The sequence below is a fragment of the Mesorhizobium sp. J8 genome, assembly GCF_016591715.1.
GTDB lineage: Bacteria > Pseudomonadota > Alphaproteobacteria > Rhizobiales > Rhizobiaceae > Mesorhizobium.
Genome location: NZ_AP024109.1, coordinates 319,700 through 338,064 on the forward strand (window position 1 = coordinate 319,700; position 18,365 = coordinate 338,064).

General features: G+C 64.6%; 17 protein-coding genes. 7 read left to right on the plus strand and 10 right to left on the minus strand.

Annotated features, from left to right (window positions below):
• Positions 1-8 precede the first annotated feature (8 nt).
• The 5 genes from MJ8_RS01645 (at position 9) to MJ8_RS01665 (ending at position 5,726) form a co-directional block, all read left to right on the plus strand.
• A complete protein-coding gene (locus tag MJ8_RS01645; RefSeq protein ID WP_201412783.1) occupies positions 9-1,013 on the plus strand; it encodes an ABC transporter ATP-binding protein in 1,005 nt (334 codons plus the stop codon).
• Positions 1,014-1,023: 10 nt separating this feature from the next.
• The gene (locus MJ8_RS01650; RefSeq protein ID WP_201412784.1) at positions 1,024-1,794 is read left to right on the plus strand and encodes an L-iditol 2-dehydrogenase; all 771 of its coding nucleotides are present in this window, start codon (positions 1,024-1,026) and stop codon (positions 1,792-1,794) included.
• Positions 1,795-1,958: 164 nt separating this feature from the next.
• Entirely contained in the window at positions 1,959-3,437 is a 1,479-nt protein-coding gene (locus tag MJ8_RS01655) for a mannitol dehydrogenase family protein (RefSeq protein ID WP_201412785.1), read from the plus strand.
• Positions 3,438-3,459: 22 nt separating this feature from the next.
• Entirely contained in the window at positions 3,460-4,143 is a 684-nt protein-coding gene (locus tag MJ8_RS01660; RefSeq protein WP_201412786.1) for an HAD family hydrolase, read from the plus strand.
• Complete coding sequence (locus tag MJ8_RS01665) at positions 4,140-5,726, plus strand: FGGY-family carbohydrate kinase (RefSeq protein ID WP_201412787.1); 1,587 nt, start codon at positions 4,140-4,142, stop codon at positions 5,724-5,726. The genes MJ8_RS01660 and MJ8_RS01665 overlap by 4 nt, the downstream gene beginning before the upstream one ends.
• On the opposite strand, the gene MJ8_RS01670 is transcribed toward MJ8_RS01665, so the two are convergent.
• From MJ8_RS01670 to MJ8_RS01695, 6 genes are all read right to left on the minus strand, one after another.
• A complete protein-coding gene (locus tag MJ8_RS01670; protein WP_201412788.1) occupies positions 5,719-6,810 on the minus strand; it encodes an ABC transporter ATP-binding protein in 1,092 nt (363 codons plus the stop codon). The genes MJ8_RS01665 and MJ8_RS01670 overlap by 8 nt on opposite strands.
• Positions 6,811-6,813: 3 nt before the next feature.
• Positions 6,814-7,860: an NAD(P)-dependent alcohol dehydrogenase gene (locus tag MJ8_RS01675; protein ID WP_201412789.1), complete on the minus strand. Its 1,047-nt coding sequence runs from the start codon at positions 7,858-7,860 to the stop codon at positions 6,814-6,816.
• A gap of 14 nt (positions 7,861-7,874) precedes the next feature.
• A complete protein-coding gene (locus MJ8_RS01680; RefSeq protein ID WP_201412790.1) occupies positions 7,875-8,687 on the minus strand; it encodes a carbohydrate ABC transporter permease in 813 nt (270 codons plus the stop codon).
• An 11-nt stretch (positions 8,688-8,698) separates the two neighbouring features.
• Positions 8,699-9,565: a carbohydrate ABC transporter permease gene (locus MJ8_RS01685; RefSeq protein ID WP_201412791.1), complete on the minus strand. Its 867-nt coding sequence runs from the start codon at positions 9,563-9,565 to the stop codon at positions 8,699-8,701.
• A gap of 106 nt (positions 9,566-9,671) precedes the next feature.
• A complete protein-coding gene (locus tag MJ8_RS01690) occupies positions 9,672-10,946 on the minus strand; it encodes an ABC transporter substrate-binding protein (RefSeq protein WP_201412792.1) in 1,275 nt (424 codons plus the stop codon).
• Positions 10,947-11,187: 241 nt separating this feature from the next.
• Positions 11,188-12,105 (minus strand): AraC family transcriptional regulator, encoded by a 918-nt coding sequence (locus tag MJ8_RS01695; RefSeq protein WP_201412793.1) that lies wholly within the window; start codon positions 12,103-12,105, stop codon positions 11,188-11,190.
• Between the two features lie 240 nt (positions 12,106-12,345).
• Here MJ8_RS01695 and MJ8_RS01700 point away from each other — a divergent pair, with 240 nt between their 5' ends.
• Positions 12,346-13,749: an MATE family efflux transporter gene (locus MJ8_RS01700; RefSeq protein WP_201412794.1), complete on the plus strand. Its 1,404-nt coding sequence runs from the start codon at positions 12,346-12,348 to the stop codon at positions 13,747-13,749.
• A gap of 42 nt (positions 13,750-13,791) precedes the next feature.
• Here the strand turns inward: MJ8_RS01700 and MJ8_RS01705 are convergent, their stop codons facing one another.
• From MJ8_RS01705 to speB, 4 genes are all read right to left on the minus strand, one after another.
• Entirely contained in the window at positions 13,792-14,439 is a 648-nt protein-coding gene (locus tag MJ8_RS01705; protein WP_201412795.1) for an amino acid ABC transporter permease, read from the minus strand.
• Positions 14,436-15,104, minus strand: a complete 669-nt coding sequence (locus MJ8_RS01710) for an amino acid ABC transporter permease (protein ID WP_201412796.1) — start codon at positions 15,102-15,104, stop codon at positions 14,436-14,438. Before MJ8_RS01710 ends, MJ8_RS01705 begins: the two co-directional genes overlap by 4 nt.
• Before the next feature lie 68 nt (positions 15,105-15,172).
• Positions 15,173-15,970 (minus strand): transporter substrate-binding domain-containing protein, encoded by a 798-nt coding sequence (locus MJ8_RS01715; protein ID WP_201412797.1) that lies wholly within the window; start codon positions 15,968-15,970, stop codon positions 15,173-15,175.
• A 78-nt stretch (positions 15,971-16,048) separates the two neighbouring features.
• On the minus strand, positions 16,049-17,104 hold the full coding sequence (speB, locus tag MJ8_RS01720; RefSeq protein WP_127226660.1) for an agmatinase: 1,056 nt from the start codon (positions 17,102-17,104) through the stop codon (positions 16,049-16,051).
• A gap of 204 nt (positions 17,105-17,308) precedes the next feature.
• On the opposite strand from speB, the gene gcvA reads away from it, so the two are divergent.
• Positions 17,309-18,283, plus strand: a complete 975-nt coding sequence (gene gcvA / locus MJ8_RS01725; protein ID WP_201412798.1) for a transcriptional regulator GcvA — start codon at positions 17,309-17,311, stop codon at positions 18,281-18,283.
• The last annotated feature ends 82 nt before the right edge of the window (positions 18,284-18,365 follow it).

Here is an 18,365-nt window from a genome sequence, read left to right on the forward strand (position 1 = left end):
AGGAAACCATGGGAAACATCACGCTCAAGAACGTCTCCAAGTCCTTCGGGTCGACGACGATCATTCCGAACATCGACCTCGACATCGAGGACGGCGAGTTCGTGGTGTTCGTCGGCCCCTCGGGTTGCGGCAAGTCCACGCTGCTCAGGCTGATCGCCGGGCTGGAGGACACCAGCGGCGGCACCATCTCGATCGATGGCCGCGACGTCACCCGCGAGGCGCCGGCCAAGCGCAAGCTCGCCATGGTGTTCCAGTCCTACGCGCTCTACCCGCATATGACCGTCGCCAAGAACATCGCCTTCCCGCTGAAGATGGCCGGCGAGGACCAGGCGACCATCGACAAGAAGGTGAAGGACGCAGCCCGCGTGCTCAACCTCACCAACTATCTCGAGCGCCGCCCAGGCCAGCTGTCCGGCGGCCAGCGCCAGCGCGTCGCCATCGGCCGCGCCATCGTGCGCCAGCCTTCGGCCTTCCTGTTCGACGAGCCGCTGTCCAACCTCGACGCCGCGCTTCGCGGCACGATGCGGCTGGAGATCAGCGAACTGCACCATCAGCTGAAAACGACGATGATCTATGTCACCCACGACCAGGTCGAGGCTATGACCATGGCCGACAAGATCGTCGTGCTCAACGCCGGCAACATCGAGCAGGTCGGCTCGCCGATGGAGCTCTACAAGACGCCCAAGAACCTCTTCGTCGCCGGCTTCATCGGCTCGCCTAAGATGAACATGATCGAAGGCGCGCCGGCGGAGAAATACGGCGCCAGGACCATCGGCATCCGGCCAGAGCATCTCAACATCTCGACCTCGTCCGGCGACTGGAAGGCGACCGTCGGCGTTGCCGAGCATCTCGGCTCGGACACCTTCCTGCATGTTCAGGCAGACGGCATCGGCACCGTCAATGTCCGTGCCGACGGCGAGGTCGGTGTGAAACATGGCGACACCGTCTACCTGACCCCCGACAAGACCAAGCTCCACCGTTTCGGCGCCGACGGCAGGGCGCTGGCCCAGTGAGGATGGAAAAGTGAGGCTGAAAGGCAAATCGGCGCTGATCACCGGATCGGCGCGGGGTATCGGCAGGGCTTTCGCCGAAGCCTATGCGCGCGAAGGCGCGACGGTGGCGATTGCCGACATCGACCTCGACGCGGCGCAAGCGACGGCGAAGGCGATCGGTTCCGCGGCTTACGCGATCCGGCTCGACGTCACCGACCAGGCCTCGATCGAGGCGGCGGTGAAGGCGGTCGAGGCGAAGACCGGCGGGCTCGATGTGCTGATCAACAACGCGGCGATCTTCGACCTGGCGCCGATCGTCGAGATAACCAGGGCGAGCTACGACAAGCTGTTCGCGGTCAATGTCGCCGGCACGCTGTTCATGCTGCAGGCCGCCGCCCGCTCGATGATCGCGCGTGGCAAGGGCGGCAGGATCATCAATATGGCGAGCCAGGCAGGCCGTCGCGGCGAGCCGCTGGTCGCGGTCTATTGCGCCACCAAGGCCGCCGTCATCTCCCTGACGCAGTCGGCCGGGCTCGACCTCATCAAGCACCGCATCAACGTCAACGGCATAGCGCCGGGCGTCGTGGACAGCGACATGTGGGACCAGGTCGACGCGCTGTTCGCCAAATATGAGAACCGTCCGAAGGGCGAGAAGAAGCGGCTGGTCGGCGAAGGCGTTCCCTATGGCCGCATGGGCAAGCCCGAGGACCTTGCCGGCATGGCCGTGTTCCTCGCCAGCGACGAGGCCGAATACATTGTCGCCCAGACCTACAATGTCGATGGCGGCCAATGGATGAGCTGACGGGATGAGTTGAGGGGGAAGGCGCTTCTCTCTTTTCCTCCGGAGAAAGCGTCGCGGGGCAGGTGAGGGGCAGCATACTGGAACACCAGGTGTTGCCCCTCATCCTCGCTCCTCTGAAGGAGGCGTAATCAGTCGGGCTGCAGATCGGCCAAAGGGTAAATGAGATGACCGTGAAACTCTCTTCCTCGAACCTCGCCAGGCTCCCGGCCAAGGTCGTCGGTCCGAAATACGATCGCTCCACGCTGAAGGCCGGCATCGTCCATTTCGGCGTCGGCAATTTCCACCGCTCGCACCAGGCGGTCTACCTCGACGATCTGTTCGCTACGGGCGAGGGCCACGACTGGGCGCTGATCGGCGCCGGTGTGTTCGAAGGCGAGAAGATCGGCCGTTCCAAGCTGCAGGAACAGGACTGGCTGACCACCGTGGTCGAGCAGGACCAGGGCCATATGAGCGCCCGCGTCACCGGCGCCATGATCGATTTCCTGACGCCCGGCGATGCCGCCGCCATCATCGAGCGGCTCGCCGATCCCGCGATCAAGATCGTCTCGCTGACCATCACCGAAGGCGGCTATTTCATCGATCCGGCTTCGGGCAAGTTCAACCCTGCCCATCCCGACATCGTCGCCGACGCACAGCAGGGGGCTACGCCGAAAACCGTCTTCGGCATCATTTTGGCCGGCCTGCTGCGCCGGCGCGCGGACGGCATCGTGCCATTCACCGTCATGTCCTGCGACAACATCCCCCATAACGGCCATGTGACCTCCGACGGCGTCATCGGCCTTGCCCGGCTGATCGACGAGGATCTCGCCAGATGGGTAGAGGACAAGGTCGCCTTCCCCAACGGCATGGTCGATCGCATCACCCCGGCCACGACCGATCGCGAGCGGAAGATCCTGGCCGACGATTTCGGGCTGGAGGACAATTGGCCGGTGTTCTGCGAGCCGTTCAAGCAGTGGGTGCTGGAGGACCATTTCACCGCCGGCCGCCCGGCCTTGGAAAAGGTCGGCGTAGAATTCGTCAAGGATGTCTCGCCCTACGAGCTGATGAAGATCCGCATTCTCAATGGTGGCCATGCAACGATAGCCTATCCGGCCGGCCTGATGGACATCCATTTCGTGCATGAAGGCATGCAGGAGCCGCTGGTGCGCGCCTTCCTGTCGAAGCTCGAGCATGACGAGATCATCCCGACCGTGCCGCCGGTGCCGAATACCGATCTCGAGGAGTACTACCAGCTCATCGAGCGCCGCTTCTCCAATCCGAAGATCGGCGACACCATCCGCCGGCTTTGCCTCGACGGCTCCAACCGCCAGCCGAAATTCATCATCCCGACGATCGCCGATCGGCTGAAGGCAGGCAAGGGCGTCGCCGGCCTCGCGCTGGAATCCGCGCTCTGGTGCCGCTATTGCTTCGGCACCACCGACAGCGGCGCCGTCATCGAGCCGAACGATCCGAACTGGGACCGCATGCAGGCCACAGCGAAGGCGGCCAAGGCCGATCCCAAGGCCTGGCTGGCGATGGAGGACATCTACGGCGATGTCGGCCGCTCTCCCGTCTTCGCCGAGGCGTTCGGCCATGCCTTGAAGGCGCTGTGGGCGGACGGCGCGCGCGAGACCCTGACGCGCTATCTTGCCGGCAAGCTCTGACGCCCACTGGAAGCAGATCGCGATGCGGCCGGAACTGGTCATCTTCGACTGTGACGGCGTGCTGGTCGACAGCGAGGCGCTTTCGGTCTCCGCGCTGCTCGGCATGATCGAGCTCGCCGGCGGCACGGTCAGCGAGGACGCCGCCTACGAGCATTTCCTGGGCAAGAGCATGAAGAGCGTGCGCGAGATTCTCGGCCAAGAGTTCGGGCTCGACATCAGCGACCAGCACCTGACCGCCATGCGCGTCGACCTGATGCGCAAGTTCCGCGAGGAGTTGAAGCCGATCCCGGGCGTCAAGGAGGTGCTGCCGAAGCTCGGCCTGCCATGCTGCGTCGCCTCGTCCGGCACGCTGGAGCGCATTCGCTATGCGCTCGACGTCACCGGCCTGCTGCCGCTGCTGGAGCCGCATCTGTTCAGCGCCACCATGGTCAAACGCGGCAAGCCGGCGCCCGATCTCTTCCTCCATGCCGCCGCCTCGATGCGCGCGCATCCGGGCAACTGCCTGGTGATCGAGGACAGCCCCGCCGGCGTCGCCGCTGCCCGCGCGGCCGGCATGCGCGTCCTGGCCTTCACCGGCGGCTCGCATGCGTCCAACCCGGCGCTGAAGGCGCGGCTTGCGTCGACCGAGCCTGACTTTATATTCGCTGACATGCTGCAATTGCCCGATCTGATTGCAGGCCTGGGAGCGAGAGAAAAAGCATCTTGACGAAGAGTTTCGTTTGCGCGGTCGATGTCGGCACCGGGAGCGCTCGCGCGGGCATTCTCGACGCGCGCGGCAACCTGCTCGGCCGCGCCGATCATCCGATCGCCATGCACCAGCCCAAGCCCGATCATGCCGAGCACGATTCCGAAGACATCTGGTCGGCGGTCTGCAAATCCGTACGGTCCGCGCTCGAGAAATCCGGGGTCGCCGCAGGCGATGTCGCCGGCATCTCTTTCGACGCGACCTGCTCGCTGGTCGTCCGTGACAGGCGAGGCGGCCAGATCAGCGTCTCGGTCACCGGCGAGAAGCGCTGGGACACGCTTGTCTGGCTCGATCACCGCGCCATCGTCGAGGCCGACGAATGCACGACCAGCGGCCACGCCGTGCTCGACTATATCGGCGGCGTGATGTCGCCGGAGATGGAAACGCCGAAGCTGATGTGGCTGAAGCGCGGCCTGCCGAAGACATGGAATGAAGCCGGCTATCTATTCGACCTCGCCGATTTCCTGACCTGGAAGGCGTCGGGCTCGCTCGCCCGCTCGCAATGCACGCTGACGGCCAAATGGACCTATCTCGCCCATGAGGAGAAAAGCTGGCGCCGCGATTTCTTCGAGCTTGTCGGGCTCGGCGATCTGTTCGAGCACGGCAATCTTCCGGAAAAGGCGAGCCCGGTCGGCGCCGATATCGGCCCGCTGACGGCGAAGGCCGCCTCTGAGCTCGGCCTGACCGAGAAATGCCGGGTCGGCGCCGGTGTCATTGATGCCTATGCCGGCGCGCTGGGCGTCCTGGGCGGCTTTGCCGGCGACGAGAAGAACATCAGCCGCCATCTGGCGCTGATCGCCGGCACATCGTCTTGCGTGATGGCGATGTCGCCCGACCCGCAGCCCTTTGCCGGCGTCTGGGGTCCGTATTACGGCACGGCATTGCCGACGCTTTGGCTGTCGGAAGGCGGCCAGTCGGCCACCGGCGCGCTGCTCGACCACATCATCCGCTGGCACGGCGCCGGCGGCGAGCCGGACGCGGCCATGCATATGAAGATCGCCAGGCGCGTCGCCGAGCTGCGCGCCGAGGATGGCGATGCGCTGGCGGCCAGGCTGCACGTGCTGCCTGATTTCCACGGCAATCGCTCGCCGCTCGCCGACCCGCATGCGGTCGGCGTCATCAGCGGCCTGACGCTCGATTCCTCCTTCGACAGCCTGTGCAAGCTCTACTGGCGCACCGCCGTCGGCATCGCGCTCGGCGTGCGCCATGTGCTCGAGGCGCTGAACGAGAACGGCTACCTGATCGACACGCTGCATGTCACAGGCGGCCACACCAAGAACCCGCTTTTGATGGAGCTCTACGCCGACGCCACCGGTTGCACGGTGGTCGAGCCGCTGGCCGACGAGGCGGTGCTGCTCGGCACCGGCATGGTGGCGGCGACCGCCGCCGGGCTCTATCCCGACCTCAACGCGGCTTGTGTCGCCATGCAGCAGGGCGGCAAGACGCGCGCGCCCAGCAAGGAAGCCGGCGCGCGCTTCGATCGCGACTACCGCATCTTCCTCGAAATGCACCGTCAGCGGCAGGTGCTCGACGCGATCAATTAGCCTGTTTGCGCAGCGACTTGCCTGTCTCCGCGTCGAACAGGTGGATGCTATCCTCATCGAATGTGAAGCGCACGAGCGCTCGCAATTCCGGGCATTCGCGGGCCGGCACCAGCGCGCTGATCTCCTTGCCGCCGGAGCCGAACGTCACCAGCGCGTCATTGCCGTGGAACTCGATGAGGTCGGCGGTGCCTTGCAAAAGATTTGCTGCGCCGGCCTGCGCCGTCTTCAGATCCGGGGGCCGGATGCCGAGCACCACGCGATCGCCATGCTGCAGGTAAAAATCGCTGCCTTGCAGCGACAGCACCGTTCCGGCGCCGGTCAGCGTCCAGCCATCTTCCTTGCGGCCGACCATGGCCTCGATGAAATTCATGTTCGGCGTGCCGATGAAGCCGGCCACGAACTGGTTGCCGGGACGGCGATAGATTTCCGCCGGGGAGCCGATCTGCTCGATCACGCCGTCCTTCAGAAGCACGATGCGGTCGGCCAGCGTCATCGCCTCCAGCTGGTCGTGCGTGACATAGACGGTGGTGGTCTTCAGCGACTGGTGCAGCCTGGCGATCTCGACCCGCATATGGTTGCGCAGCTTGGCGTCAAGGTTGGAGAGCGGCTCGTCGAACAGGAACACTTTCGGCGTCTTGATCATGGCGCGCGCGATCGCCACGCGTTGCTGCTGGCCGCCGGAAAGCTCGGTCGGCTTGCGGCCGAGATAGGGCTCCAGCCCGAGCGTCTTCGAGACGGCATCGACCCGCTTTCTGATCTCGCTTGCCGGCACCTTCTGCCGCTTCAACCCGAAGGCGATGTTGTCGAAGATCGTCATATGCGGATAGAGCGCATAGTTCTGGAACACCATGGCGATGCCGCGGTCGCCGGGCTCGAGATCGTTCACCACCTTGCCGCCGATCGACACCTCGCCGCCGCTGATGTCCTCCAGCCCCGCCAGCATCCTCAGGAGCGTGGACTTGCCGCAGCCGGACGGCCCAAGAAACACGACGAACTCATGCTCCTCGATCGCGAGGTTGAGATCGCGGATGACGGTCGTGGCGCCATAGGCCTTGTCGACATGGGAGCAAACGATTGCGGACATGCCTTACCCCTTCTCGCCGGTCAGCAGGATCTGCAGCTTGACGTCCTGCGGCTGGCCTTGCGCCGCGCGCTCGAACGCCTGGATGCTTTCGGAAAAGTCATAAGTGCCGGTGATCAGCGGCTTGAGGTCGACCTTGCCGGAGGCGATCAGCTGCAAGGCGCGATCGAAGATGTTGGCATAGCGGAACACCGTCTCGATGCGCACTTCCTTGGAGATCGCCGCCGGCACGTTGAGCTCAACCGTTTCCACCGGCAGCCCGACCAGCACCACCGCGCCGCCCGGCCGCACGATGTCGAACAGATTGTCGAAGGCCTTCGGGCTGCCGCTCGCCTCGAACACGATATCGGCGCCCCAATTGTCGGTCGCGGCCCGCACGGCATCGACCAGCGACTGCTCGCCGATATTGACGGGCACAATGCCGGGATACCGGGCGGCGATCTCCAGCTTGGGCGCGGAGAAGTCCGAGATCAGCACTTTTGCGCAGCCGCCCGCCAGCGCGGCCAAGGCGATCATGATGCCGATCGGCCCGCAGCCGACCACGACGGCGACGTCGCCCGGCACGATACGGGCGCGCGCCGCCGCCTGCATGCCGATGGCGAAGGGCTCGACCATCGCGCCCTCGGCGAAGGAGACATTGTCCGGCAGCTTGTAGGTGAAGGCCGCCGGATGAACGGCATAAGGCGCCAGCACCCCATGCACAGGCGGCGTTGCCCAGAAGCGGACATCCGGATCGACATTGTAGATGCCGAGCTTGGTCGCGCGCGACGCAAGGTTCGGCACGCCCGGCTCCATGCAGACGCGGTCGCCCACCTTCAGGCTGGTGACGTTGGCGCCGACCTCGACGATCGTTCCCGAGGCCTCATGGCCGAGCACCATCGGCTGGCGCACGATGTAGCTGCCGATGGCGCCATGCGTGTAGTAATGCACGTCGCTGCCGCAGACGCCGACCGTGTGGATGGCGATCCGAAGATCGTCCGGTCCGACGTCTTGCGGCAGCGCGATCTCGCGCAGCGACAGTTCGCCTTTTTTCTCAAGCACCAGTGCCCGCATCGGGTATCCTCACTTCAACTTTTCTTTGGCCGGAAAACGGAATTCAGGAAGCCGCTCAAAACGCCGAGGAACAAAAGCGGCGGCAGCGAAAGGAGCACGACCGAGGCGTTGAGGATGCCCCACGGCACGTTCATGCCTTGCTGCGACAGCTCGGACGCCACGATCGGCAGCGTCTTGGCGTTGGAGCTCGACAGCATCAGCGCGATCAGGAACTCGTTCCAGACCAAGACGAAGCTGAAGGCGATGGCGCCGATCAGCGAGCGCGCCGCGACGGGAAGCGCGATCCGCCAGAAGACCGCATAAGCGCCGTAGCCGTCGACGAAGGCCGCCTCCTCGATCTCCTTCGGCACGCCCTGGAAGGCCGGGATGGCGAGCCACATGATGACGGAGATGGTGAGCAGCGAGTAGGTGACGATCAGCGCCGGCAAAGTGTCGTAGAGCCCGAGCTGCAGCCAGATCACCATCAGCGGGATCGCCACCGCCACGGGCGGCAGGAAGCGCAGCGACAACACGAAGAACTGGATGTCGCCGGCGAAGCGATTGGGATAGCGCGCCACCGCATAGGCCGCCGGCAGGCCGAGCACGATGCCGATCAGCACCGCCACGCCGCAGGCGACCGCGGAGTTGTAGAGGCCGGTCAGCACGCTGTCGCGGCCGAGGATGTAGCTGACGTTGGCGAGCGTCGGCGTGAAGATCACCTTCGGCACGCGGGTGATGATGTCGACATTGTTCTTCAACGCGTTGAGCGCCGTCCACACCAGCGGGAACACGGCCAGGAATCCGGCCAGCGCCAGGATGGCCCTGGCGACCAGGCGGCCCGGTCTCATCCGATATTGCTTCATGCCTGCACCCGCTTCCAAAGCATGGTGAAGGTGATGACGGTCGCGATCATCATCAGCACGGCCATCGCCGAAGCGTAGGAGACCTTGCCGGACTCGATGAAGCCTTGCGAGAAGGCATACATGTCGAGCGTCTCGGTCGCGACGCCGGGCCCGCCGCGCGTCATCACATAGATCAGGTCGAAGGAGCGCAGCGACTCGATCATCTTGACGAACATCAGGCTGATCAGCGGCGCCTTCAGCATCGGCAGGGTCACATAGGCATGGATCTGCCAGCGCCTGGCGTGGTCGAGCCTGGCCGCCTCGATCGGCTGCGGCGGCAGGGTTTCGAGCAGCTTCAGCACGATGACGGCGAAGAACAGGCCCCATTGCCAGACATCGACCGAAGCGACTGCGAAGAGCGCGGTGCCCGGCTTGGATAGCGGATCGAAGATCAACCCGCCGGTGATCAGCCGGTAGGGATAGGTGGCGATGCCGTAGAGCGGGTGATAGGCGAATTTCCAGACGAAGGCGGCGGAGACGCGCGGCAAAAGCACCGGGATGATGAACAGCAGGCAGTAGAAATTGCGCAGGCGCGGGCCGGCGACCTCGAACATCAGCACGCCAAGCCCGATAGCCACCACCATGGTCGCGATGACGGTGACGATCTCCCACTTCACCGAAACCCAGACGGCGTTGAGGAAGCGGCGGTCGGCAAAGAGATCGACGAAGTTCGAGAACCACACCCAGGAATAGCCGGGCGCGCTCAACTCCCGGTTCTGCAGCGCGATCACGACGGCGTAGAGCGTCGGCACCATCGACAGCACCAGGAGGATGGCAAGGGTGGGAACCAGGAATGTGACCGGCAGGGAAGAGCGTCGGCGCATTGCCTCTCCTCGGATTTATCGCGGTGCCTTGGATCGAGGGTGAACCCGCGGCGCGGATCCCGGCATTCGTTCGAATGCCGTGGACCGTGCGCCGCGGGCGGGAGGATTACTTCTTCTTCACCAACTCGTTGGCATACGCCTCGAGCTCGTTGAGGCCGCCCTTGATGTCGGTGCGCGTGCCGGTGACCAGCTCTTCGAGGATGATGCCCCAGCGGTCGCCGAGATCCGGCCAGCGCGGATCCTGCCAGAAGTTCACCGCCGTCACCTTGCCGGTTTCGGCCAGCGCCTGGCCGAGATCGGCGCCGTAGATGTCGGCGAATTCCTTGCTGGAGAGGATGCTGGTGCGGTTCAGCTCGCCGAACTGATGCGCGTCGAGCCGGCGCTTCTCGTTCTCCTTCGACGTCGCCCAGGCGATGAACAGGCCGGCGCATTTCTTCGCGGCGTCATCCGCATTGGCCTTGGTGCCGATGGCAAGCCCATGGCCGTAGCCGCCGCCCGGCAGCGGCGAGGGCGGCGGCAAGAAGCCGACCTTACCGACCACCTGCGAGGTCTTCGGGTCCACCGCCATGCCCGACAATGGCGTCGATTCGACGAGGATGGCGACCTGGCCGGAAAGGAAGGCGCCGGTCGATTCATCCCAGCTGCCGGTCTGCGTGCCGGGCGCCGAGTCCTTGAATAGCTTGAGATAGGTCTCGGTCGCCTTGACCGCGGCGTCCGAATTGAAGGCCGGCTTGTCGCCGTCGAACCACTTGCCGCCATAGGCTTTGAAGAACGGCATCCAGCGCCAGACATTGGCGCCCGAGCCGCGGGCGCCGCGCAGCGCGATGCCGTACATGCCCTTGTCGGCATTGGTCAGCTTCGGCACGTCGGCGATCAGCTCGTCCAGCGTCTTCGGCGGCTGGATGCCGGCGGCCTCAAGCACGTCCTTGCGATAGACCATCAGATCGCCGCCGCCGGTCAGCGGCGCGAACCACACCTTGCCGTCATAGGTGGCAACCTTCTGGCGACCGGGATCGAAATCGGCATAGTCATAGTCAGCTGGGTAGTAATCGGTAAGCGGTGCGATCCAGCCAGACGAGGCGAACAGCGCCACATTGGCCTCGTCGACATAGTAGACGTTGTAGTTGCCGACGGTGGAGGCGTCGGCGCGCGACTTGGCGCGGCGGTCGTTCTCATTGAGGTAATCGATCTGGAACGAGGCGCCGGAGAGTTTTTTGAACTCGTCCTTGGAGTCCTCCAGAAGCGTCAGGCCGTCGCGTGGCTGCGCCAGCACCTTGACCGGTGCCGAGCAGACCGGCGCCTGGGCAAGTGCCGCGGTTGATACGGAAGCGGTAAGCACGAACGCTGCGCCGAGGCTGGCAGCGAGCCGATTTGAATTCATTGGTTTTTCTCCTCCAGGAACACTCGCGGAAGCGGCAAATCCGCAGGCCAAGCGACCCTCACCGTCGCCCGGGTGACTTGCCACCCATCGCCAAAATGAGCAGTTGGAGGAGGCGAGGCTAGAAGCCTCGTTGCAGCAGACCTGTACTTTTATGCATTGTGCGCCGCAAAATATGGAGAAGGCAGAGTCCGCTCGTCACACGAGTATCAGTACCATTGAAGCGGCCGTTATCGCGGCTGCCTTACGCCCGTAACGTCAGCCGTTGCCGCGACAGCTTGCGGTAGGAGGACGGCGTCATCTTGTGCTTGCGCAGGAAGGCCCGGTTGAAGTTGGAGATGTTCATGTAGCCGACCTGGAAGCAGATGTCGGTGATCGGGATCTCGGTGTCGGCGAGCAGCTTGCAGGCCTGCCAGAGCCTGAGCTTGGTGAGGTGGTCGCTGAAGGAGTTGCCGGTGTTCTTCTGGAAGAACCGGGAAAAACTGCTTTCGCTCATGCCGGCCAACTGAGCCACCTCCGGCAGCTTCAGGTCCTCGGCGAAATGCTGGAACAGATAGGTGAGCGATCGCTGGATGATATCCAGCGACTCGGCGTCGAGCAGCGGCGAGAAGTCAGGCGACGACAAAAGCTGGTATTCGTCGGTGGTGGCCAGAAGCTCGAGCAGCTCGAGGAACATGCGGAACCGCGCCAGCCCGTGAACCTCGCCCATCCGCTCCATCAGCTCGGCGCCGTCGAGCGCCGTCCGGCCATGGAAGACCATGCCGCGCAGCGAGCGCTCCAGGAACGGCTCAAGCTCGCGCAGCTCCGGCAGCAGTCCGGAAGAGCCGCGCAGCCGCTCGGGATCGAATTGCAGCACGATATCGCGGCCCTCGATCAGCTCGCCGGGCTGCACCGCCGTCACCCAGTCGTGCGGCAGCCCGCCGCCGACGATGGTCAGATAGCCTGGCCCGAACTCGCCGATATGATCGCCGACCAGCACCACGCCGGACGATTTCCTGAGCAGATGGATTTCGTATTCCGGATGGAAATTCCAGACATTGCGCTCCCACGGATAATCGTCCAGCCGCCACAGGAAGCTCTCGCTCGCCTCGGTCACGATGTGCTCGAAGGCGGGCGCCGTGCGAGGGATCGCGGCCGTGTTCTTTCTGCGCCTGAACGGCATCCATTCCTCCCGGCATGGGGCGCCTGCTGCATGCTGGGCATCCGTAGCAGCCCAAGGCCGGCAAATGAAAGAGGCGTCGCGGAATCCGGGCTCCGCCTGGATCAATCGCTAGCCGGGCCTCCTCCCTTGCCAACATGTCGCTTTTCGTCCACAAGGCGACGCAAATGGCGCCATTTTGCGCCGTTGCTGTACGGCTTCCGGCTTTTTTGCCGACGCGCCGTGTTCTGAAAGAGCGGAACAATGTCTGCGATCGAAGCCGGCGCTCGCGCGCCGGAAAACCTTTGGCGTCAGGAAATCAGGGCGACGATCGCGCTTGCCTGGCCGATGGTGCTGACCAATCTCGGCCAGACCGCCATGACCGCGACGGACGTCATGATGATGGGCCGGCTCGGACCCGATACGCTCGCCGCCGGCGCGCTCGGCTCCAACCTCTATTTCATGCCGCTGATCTTCGGCCTCGGCTTGATGCTGGCGACCTCGCCGATGATGGCGACCGAGCTCGGTCGTCATCGCCATTCGGTGCGCGACCTGCGCCGCACCGTGCGCCAGGGCTTGTGGCTGGCGATCCTGATCTCGATCCCGATCTGGATTTTTCTCTGGCATGGCGAGGAGGTGCTCCTGGCCATGGGCCAGAAGCCGGAACTCGCGCACGAGGCCGGCATCTACCTGCACTGGCTGCAATGGGCGGTGCTGCCCTTCTATGGCTATATCGTGCTGCGCTCCTTCATCTCGGCGCTGGAACGGCCGGGCTGGGCGCTGATCATCGTTTTCGTCGCGGTCGCCTGCAACGCCTTCTTCAACTGGGTGTTCATGTTCGGCAATCTCGGCGTCAGGTCGATGGGCATCGCCGGCTCGGGCCTCGCCACGACTTTGTCCAGCACGCTGATGTTCGTCGGCCTCGCCGCCGTGGTGATCAAGGAGAAAAAGTTTCGCCGTTACCGTCTGTTCGGCCGCTTCTGGCGCGCCGACTGGCCGCGCTTCCGCGGCCTGTTGAGACTCGGCCTGCCGATCGCCGGCATCCTCGCCTTCGAGGTGACGATCTTCAATGCAGCGGCCCTGCTGATGGGCCTGATCGACGCGGATTCGCTGGCCGCCCACGCCATCGCCATCCAGATCGCCTCGATCTCCTTCATGGTGCCGCTCGGCCTCAACCAGGCGGTCACCGTGCGGGTTGGCCTTGCGCATGGCGCCGGCAACCCGGAAGGCGTATCGCGCGCCGGCTGGACCGCCTTCGTCATCGGCGTGTCCTTCATGGCGCTGATGGGATTGGTGATGATTCTCTGGCCGCACACGCTGATCAGCGCCTTCATCGATCTTGCCGATCCCGCCAATGCCCGGGTGATCACGCTTGCCGTCTCGTTCCTTGCCTTCGCCGCGCTGTTCCAGATTTTCGATGGTGCCCAGGCCGTTGCGGCCGGCATGCTGCGCGGCCTGCACGACACCAAGGTGCCGATGATCTATGCGGCGATCGGCTATTGGGGCGTCGGCCTGCCGCTCGGCGTGCTGCTCGCCTTCCATTTCGGCCTGAACGGCGTCGGCATCTGGATCGGACTGGCCTCGGGGCTGGCCGTGGTGGCGGCGCTGCTGCTCGCGCGCTGGCTCCGGCGCGACCGCATCGCGCCGGCGCTGTCGTTCGAGCATTGATCGACAGAGGGCTGCCGGTCCGGTCGGCAGTCTTTCGCCGGCTCAGCGCATCGGAGCCTGCTTTTCGAGCCGGCGCGCATATTGCGTCAGCGGGAAGCACATCACGAAGAAGATCAGCGCCACCAGCCCGTAGACCTTGAACGGCTCGAAGGTCGCGTTGTTGATGGCGTTTGAGGTCCTGACCAGTTCCTCGAAGCCGATGATCGAGGTCAGCGCCGTCGATTTGATGAGCTGCACCAGGAAGCCGACCGTCGGCGCGCGGGTGATGGCGAAGGCCTGCGGCAGGATGATCAGCCTGAGCTCCTGCAGATAGTGCAGCCCGAGGCTGGCGCCGGCGTCCCATTGGCCGCGCGGCAGCGCGTCGACGCCGCCGCGCCAGATCTCGGCGAGGTAAGCGCTGGCGAAGAAGGTCAGCCCAAGCATCGCCGCCGTCCACGGCTCGATGCGCAGCCCGAGCATCGGCAGGCCGAAGAACATCAGGAAGAGCTGCATCAAAAGCGGCGTGCCCTGGAACAGCGCGATGTAACCCGAGGCGATGCGCTTCACCCATTTGTTGCGGGCGATGCGGAAGAACAGCACGAGCAGCCCGACCAGCGCGCCGCCGATGAAGGCGGCGAGCGACAAAAGCACCGTCCAGCGGGCGGCAAGCAGAAGGTTGCGGACGATGTCCCAGAAGGTGAACTCGATCATGACACGCCTGCTCCAAGCGCCCGGCGGCCGCCGGCGACCAGCAGCCGGCGCAGCCCCATCGACAGGCCGAGATAGACCATGGTCACCACGAAATAGGTTTCGAACGCGCGAAACGTGCGGGCCTGCAGCATGTCGGCCTCATAGGTCAATTCGCGCACGGCGATCTGCGACACGACGGCCGATTCCAGCATCATGATGACGATCTGGCTGGTCAGCGCCGGATAGATCACCTTCAGCGCCTGCGGCAGCACGATCTTGACGAACACCTGGCGGGGCCGGAGCCCAAGCGCAAGCGCGGCTTCGGTCTGCCCGCGCGGCACGGCGTCGAGTCCCGCGCCGACGATCTCGATCGTGTAGGCCGCCATGTTGAGCGTCATCGCCAGCATGGCGGCCACGATCGGGTCCAGCCTGATCCCCAGCGTGGGCAGCCCGAAGAAGATGAAGAACAGCTGCACCAGGAACGGCGTGTTGCGCATCACCTCGACATAACAGGCGATCGCCGCCTGAAGCGGCTTAGGCCCGTTTCGCTTGCCGGCAGCGCCGAGGATGCTGAGGAAGGTGCCGGCGAGCGTGGTGACGGCGATCAACAGAAGTGTCATCGCCGCGCCGCGCGCGATCACGCCCGCCGCACCCGCAAGCCAGCCGAAGTCGAGGCTGTAGCCCATGGCGATCGACCTTATTGGAACAGTCGGAGCGGCTCAGAGCTTTGTCGCGAGCTGAGCCGCCCTGGAGATCAATCCTTGAGGTTGTCGGGATTGAGCGGCGTCTTCAGCCATGCCTTCGAGCTCTCGTCGAGCTTGCCGTCGGCGAGCATCTTGGCGACCGCATCATTCACCGCCTTCTTCAGCCTGTCCTCGTTCTTGTTGAGGCCGATGTGCGAGGGCGAGGTGAGCAACTGGAATTTCTGCTCCGGCTGCAACGCGTCCTGCTTGGCCAGCACCTGCGCGCCGACATCGTTGCCCACTACCATCAGCTGCGTCTGGCCGGAGATGAAGGCCTGGATGACGGAGTTGTAGTTGTCGAAGCGGCGGATATCGGCGGAAGCCGGCGCCGCTTCCGTCAGCGACGTATCCTCAAGCGTCCCGCGATTGACGGCGATCGACTTGTCGGCAAGGTCTTCCTTGCCTTTGACGGCGAGCGCTTTCGGCCCGATGACGGCGATGTAATAAGGCGCGTAGGCAGCGGCGAAATCGATCACCTGCTCACGCTCCTTGGAATAGCCGACGCTCATCAACAGATCGACGCGCTTGTCGGTGAGATAGGGAATGCGGCTCTGGCCGGTGACGCTGACGAGGTTGAGCTTCACCTTCAAGGCATCGGCAATCGCCTGCGCGACGTCGACATCGTAGCCCTTGATGCTCATATCGGCGCTGGCCGAGGAGAAAGGCGGGAAGTCCGAGAAGATGCCGACATTGATGGCGCCGGCCTTCGTGATGTCGTCGATGGCGTCCGCCTTGGCCTGCGTGGCGAGACCGGCGCCAAGGATGACGGCTGCGGTGATGACGGATTTCAGTGCGTTGCGAAGAGTCATTTTTGGTTCCCCTGCTGGAAGCTTGTTGTTGCATCCGGCCGCCGGCTCCAGCGCGGCGGCCGTATTTCGTTTGTTGTATCAGCCTTTCTTGATCGCCGGGCTGAACACCATCAGGCTCAGGATCTCGAACAGGACCTGGGCGCCGACATGGGCGGTGTTGGTGGTCGAGTCATATTGCGGCGCCACCTCGACGACGTCGCCGCCGACGATGTTGAGACCTTTCAGCCCGCGCAGCAACTCGAGCACCTCGCGCGTCGTCAGCCCACCGACTTCCGGCGTGCCGGTGCCCGGCGCGAAGGCCGGATCGATGCTGTCGACGTCGAAGGAGATGTAGGTCGGCCCGTCGCCGACGATTTTCCGGGCCTTCTCGATGATGGCAGGGATGCCGAGCCCGGTCACCTCCTCGGCATGCACGACGGTCATGCCGGACTCGTAGGTGAACTCCCACAGATATTCCGCCGAGCCGCGAATGCCGATCTGGATGGTGCGCGACGGATCGAGCACGCCGTCCAGCACCGCGTTGCGGAACGGTCCGCCATGGTGGAACTTGGTCATGTCGAACAGCCCGCTGGTGTCGCAATGGGCGTCGATATGGATCATGCCGACCGGCGCCTTTTTGCCGACCGCCTTCAGGATCGGGTGGCTGATCGAATGGTCGCCGCCGACCGAGAGCGGCAGCACGCCGGCATCGACGATCTGGTTGGTGCGCTTCTCGATGTCCTCGTGGCTGATCTCCAGCCGGTAGCGGCTGCGGAACGGCGTGTCGCCGATGTCGGCGACGCGCAGCTCATGCGTCGGCGCGCATTCCAGCACATGATTGTACGGGCCGATGCGCTCGATGGCGCGCAGCGCGCGCGGCCCGAAGCGCGAGCCGGGGCGATTGGTAACGCCGAGATCCATCGGCACGCCGATCATCGCCACCTGCAGGTCGCCGAAATCCGGGTTCTCGGCGGCGATTTCGCGGTAGGGCGCGGCGAGGAAGGTCGGGATTCCGGAATAGGGGGCGAGGCGTGTGCCCGACTTGTTGAAGATCTTGTCGGCGACCTTGCGGAATTTCGGATCGAACATCTCGCCGCCATGGCTCTCGCCATATTTGCGGCGCAACGCTTCGAGCTTGCCGCGATCGTAACCCATGTCCGGTCTCCTCTGCTTGCTGCCCGCACGGACGATTTGCCAAGCCAGCCTGTTGTCCGGCTGGATCGTTGCCCGCTGCGCCATGCGGATTTCACGTCTCTTGAAAGCTGTTCCGGGTAAAAGTGTCGGGCAGCCGCATTGAAAAATCAATTGATATTGTTAGGGTCTCGATTGTGAGAAAATCTCACAAAGTAGGAGATCTCCATGGCCAAGCGCCTGCCGCCGCTGAACCCGTTGCGCGCCTTCGAGGCCACGGCGCGGCACGCCTCGCTGACCAAGGCGGCGGGTGAGCTCAACGTCACCCACGGCGCCGTCAGCCATCAGATCAAGGCGCTCGAGCAGTCGCTCGGCGTGAAGCTCTTCGAGCGCACCGGTCAGCGCGTGAAGCTGACGCCGCATGGCGCGGAATTCCTGCCGGCGGTCTCGGCCGCTTTCGAGGGCATCGCTGCCGCCACCCAGCGCATGACCAGGCCGGCGAGCGCCGGCGCGCTCTCGGTCTCCTGCGTGCCGGCGCTGCTGTTGCTGTGGATGACGCCGCGGCTCGGCTCGTTCACGGCGCAATATCCCGACATCCAGCTGACGCTGATCCCGTCCAACGATCCCAAGGACATCCGCGCCGCGGATATCGACGTCTGCGTGCATTATGGCGACGGCGGCTGGAGCGACTGCTGGATACGCAAATGGTCCGGGCTGGAGCTCTTCCCCGTCGTCAGTCCGACGTTGATCAACAACCGGCCGATCCGCAGCGTCCGCGACCTCGCCGACCATGTGTTCCTGCATGGCGACGACGGCCGTGAATGGCACACCTGGCTGGCCGCCGCCGATGCGCTCGATCTGGAGCGCGGCCGCCGCCACCGTCTGGGAGATGCGCGCATGGCGACGGAGGCCGCCGTGCACGGCCACGGCGTGGCGCTCGGCGATTCCGTCACCGCGCGCGCCTTGCTTGCCAGGGGCATGCTCGTCGCGCCCTTTACCCTGTCGGTGCCGGCAGTCGACGATTTCTACGTCGTCTGCCGCAACGAGATGCGCTCGGCGCCGATCGTCCAGCTCTTCATCGATTGGCTGTTCGCTGAAAAGGAGCAGGACGAGGCCCGCGCCGACGCCCCAGTGGCCGGTCGCGTGCCGGGCCGCAGGAAACGCCCGTCGCTCAAGGTCGTAGGTGCCAGAACCGGGCACTGACGGCTGGACTTGCTTAGCTGCTTTTTGTCGGGCCAGCTTGCAAAGCGGGGAGCGCGTTCGAAAATACAATGCTAAGAGGCAG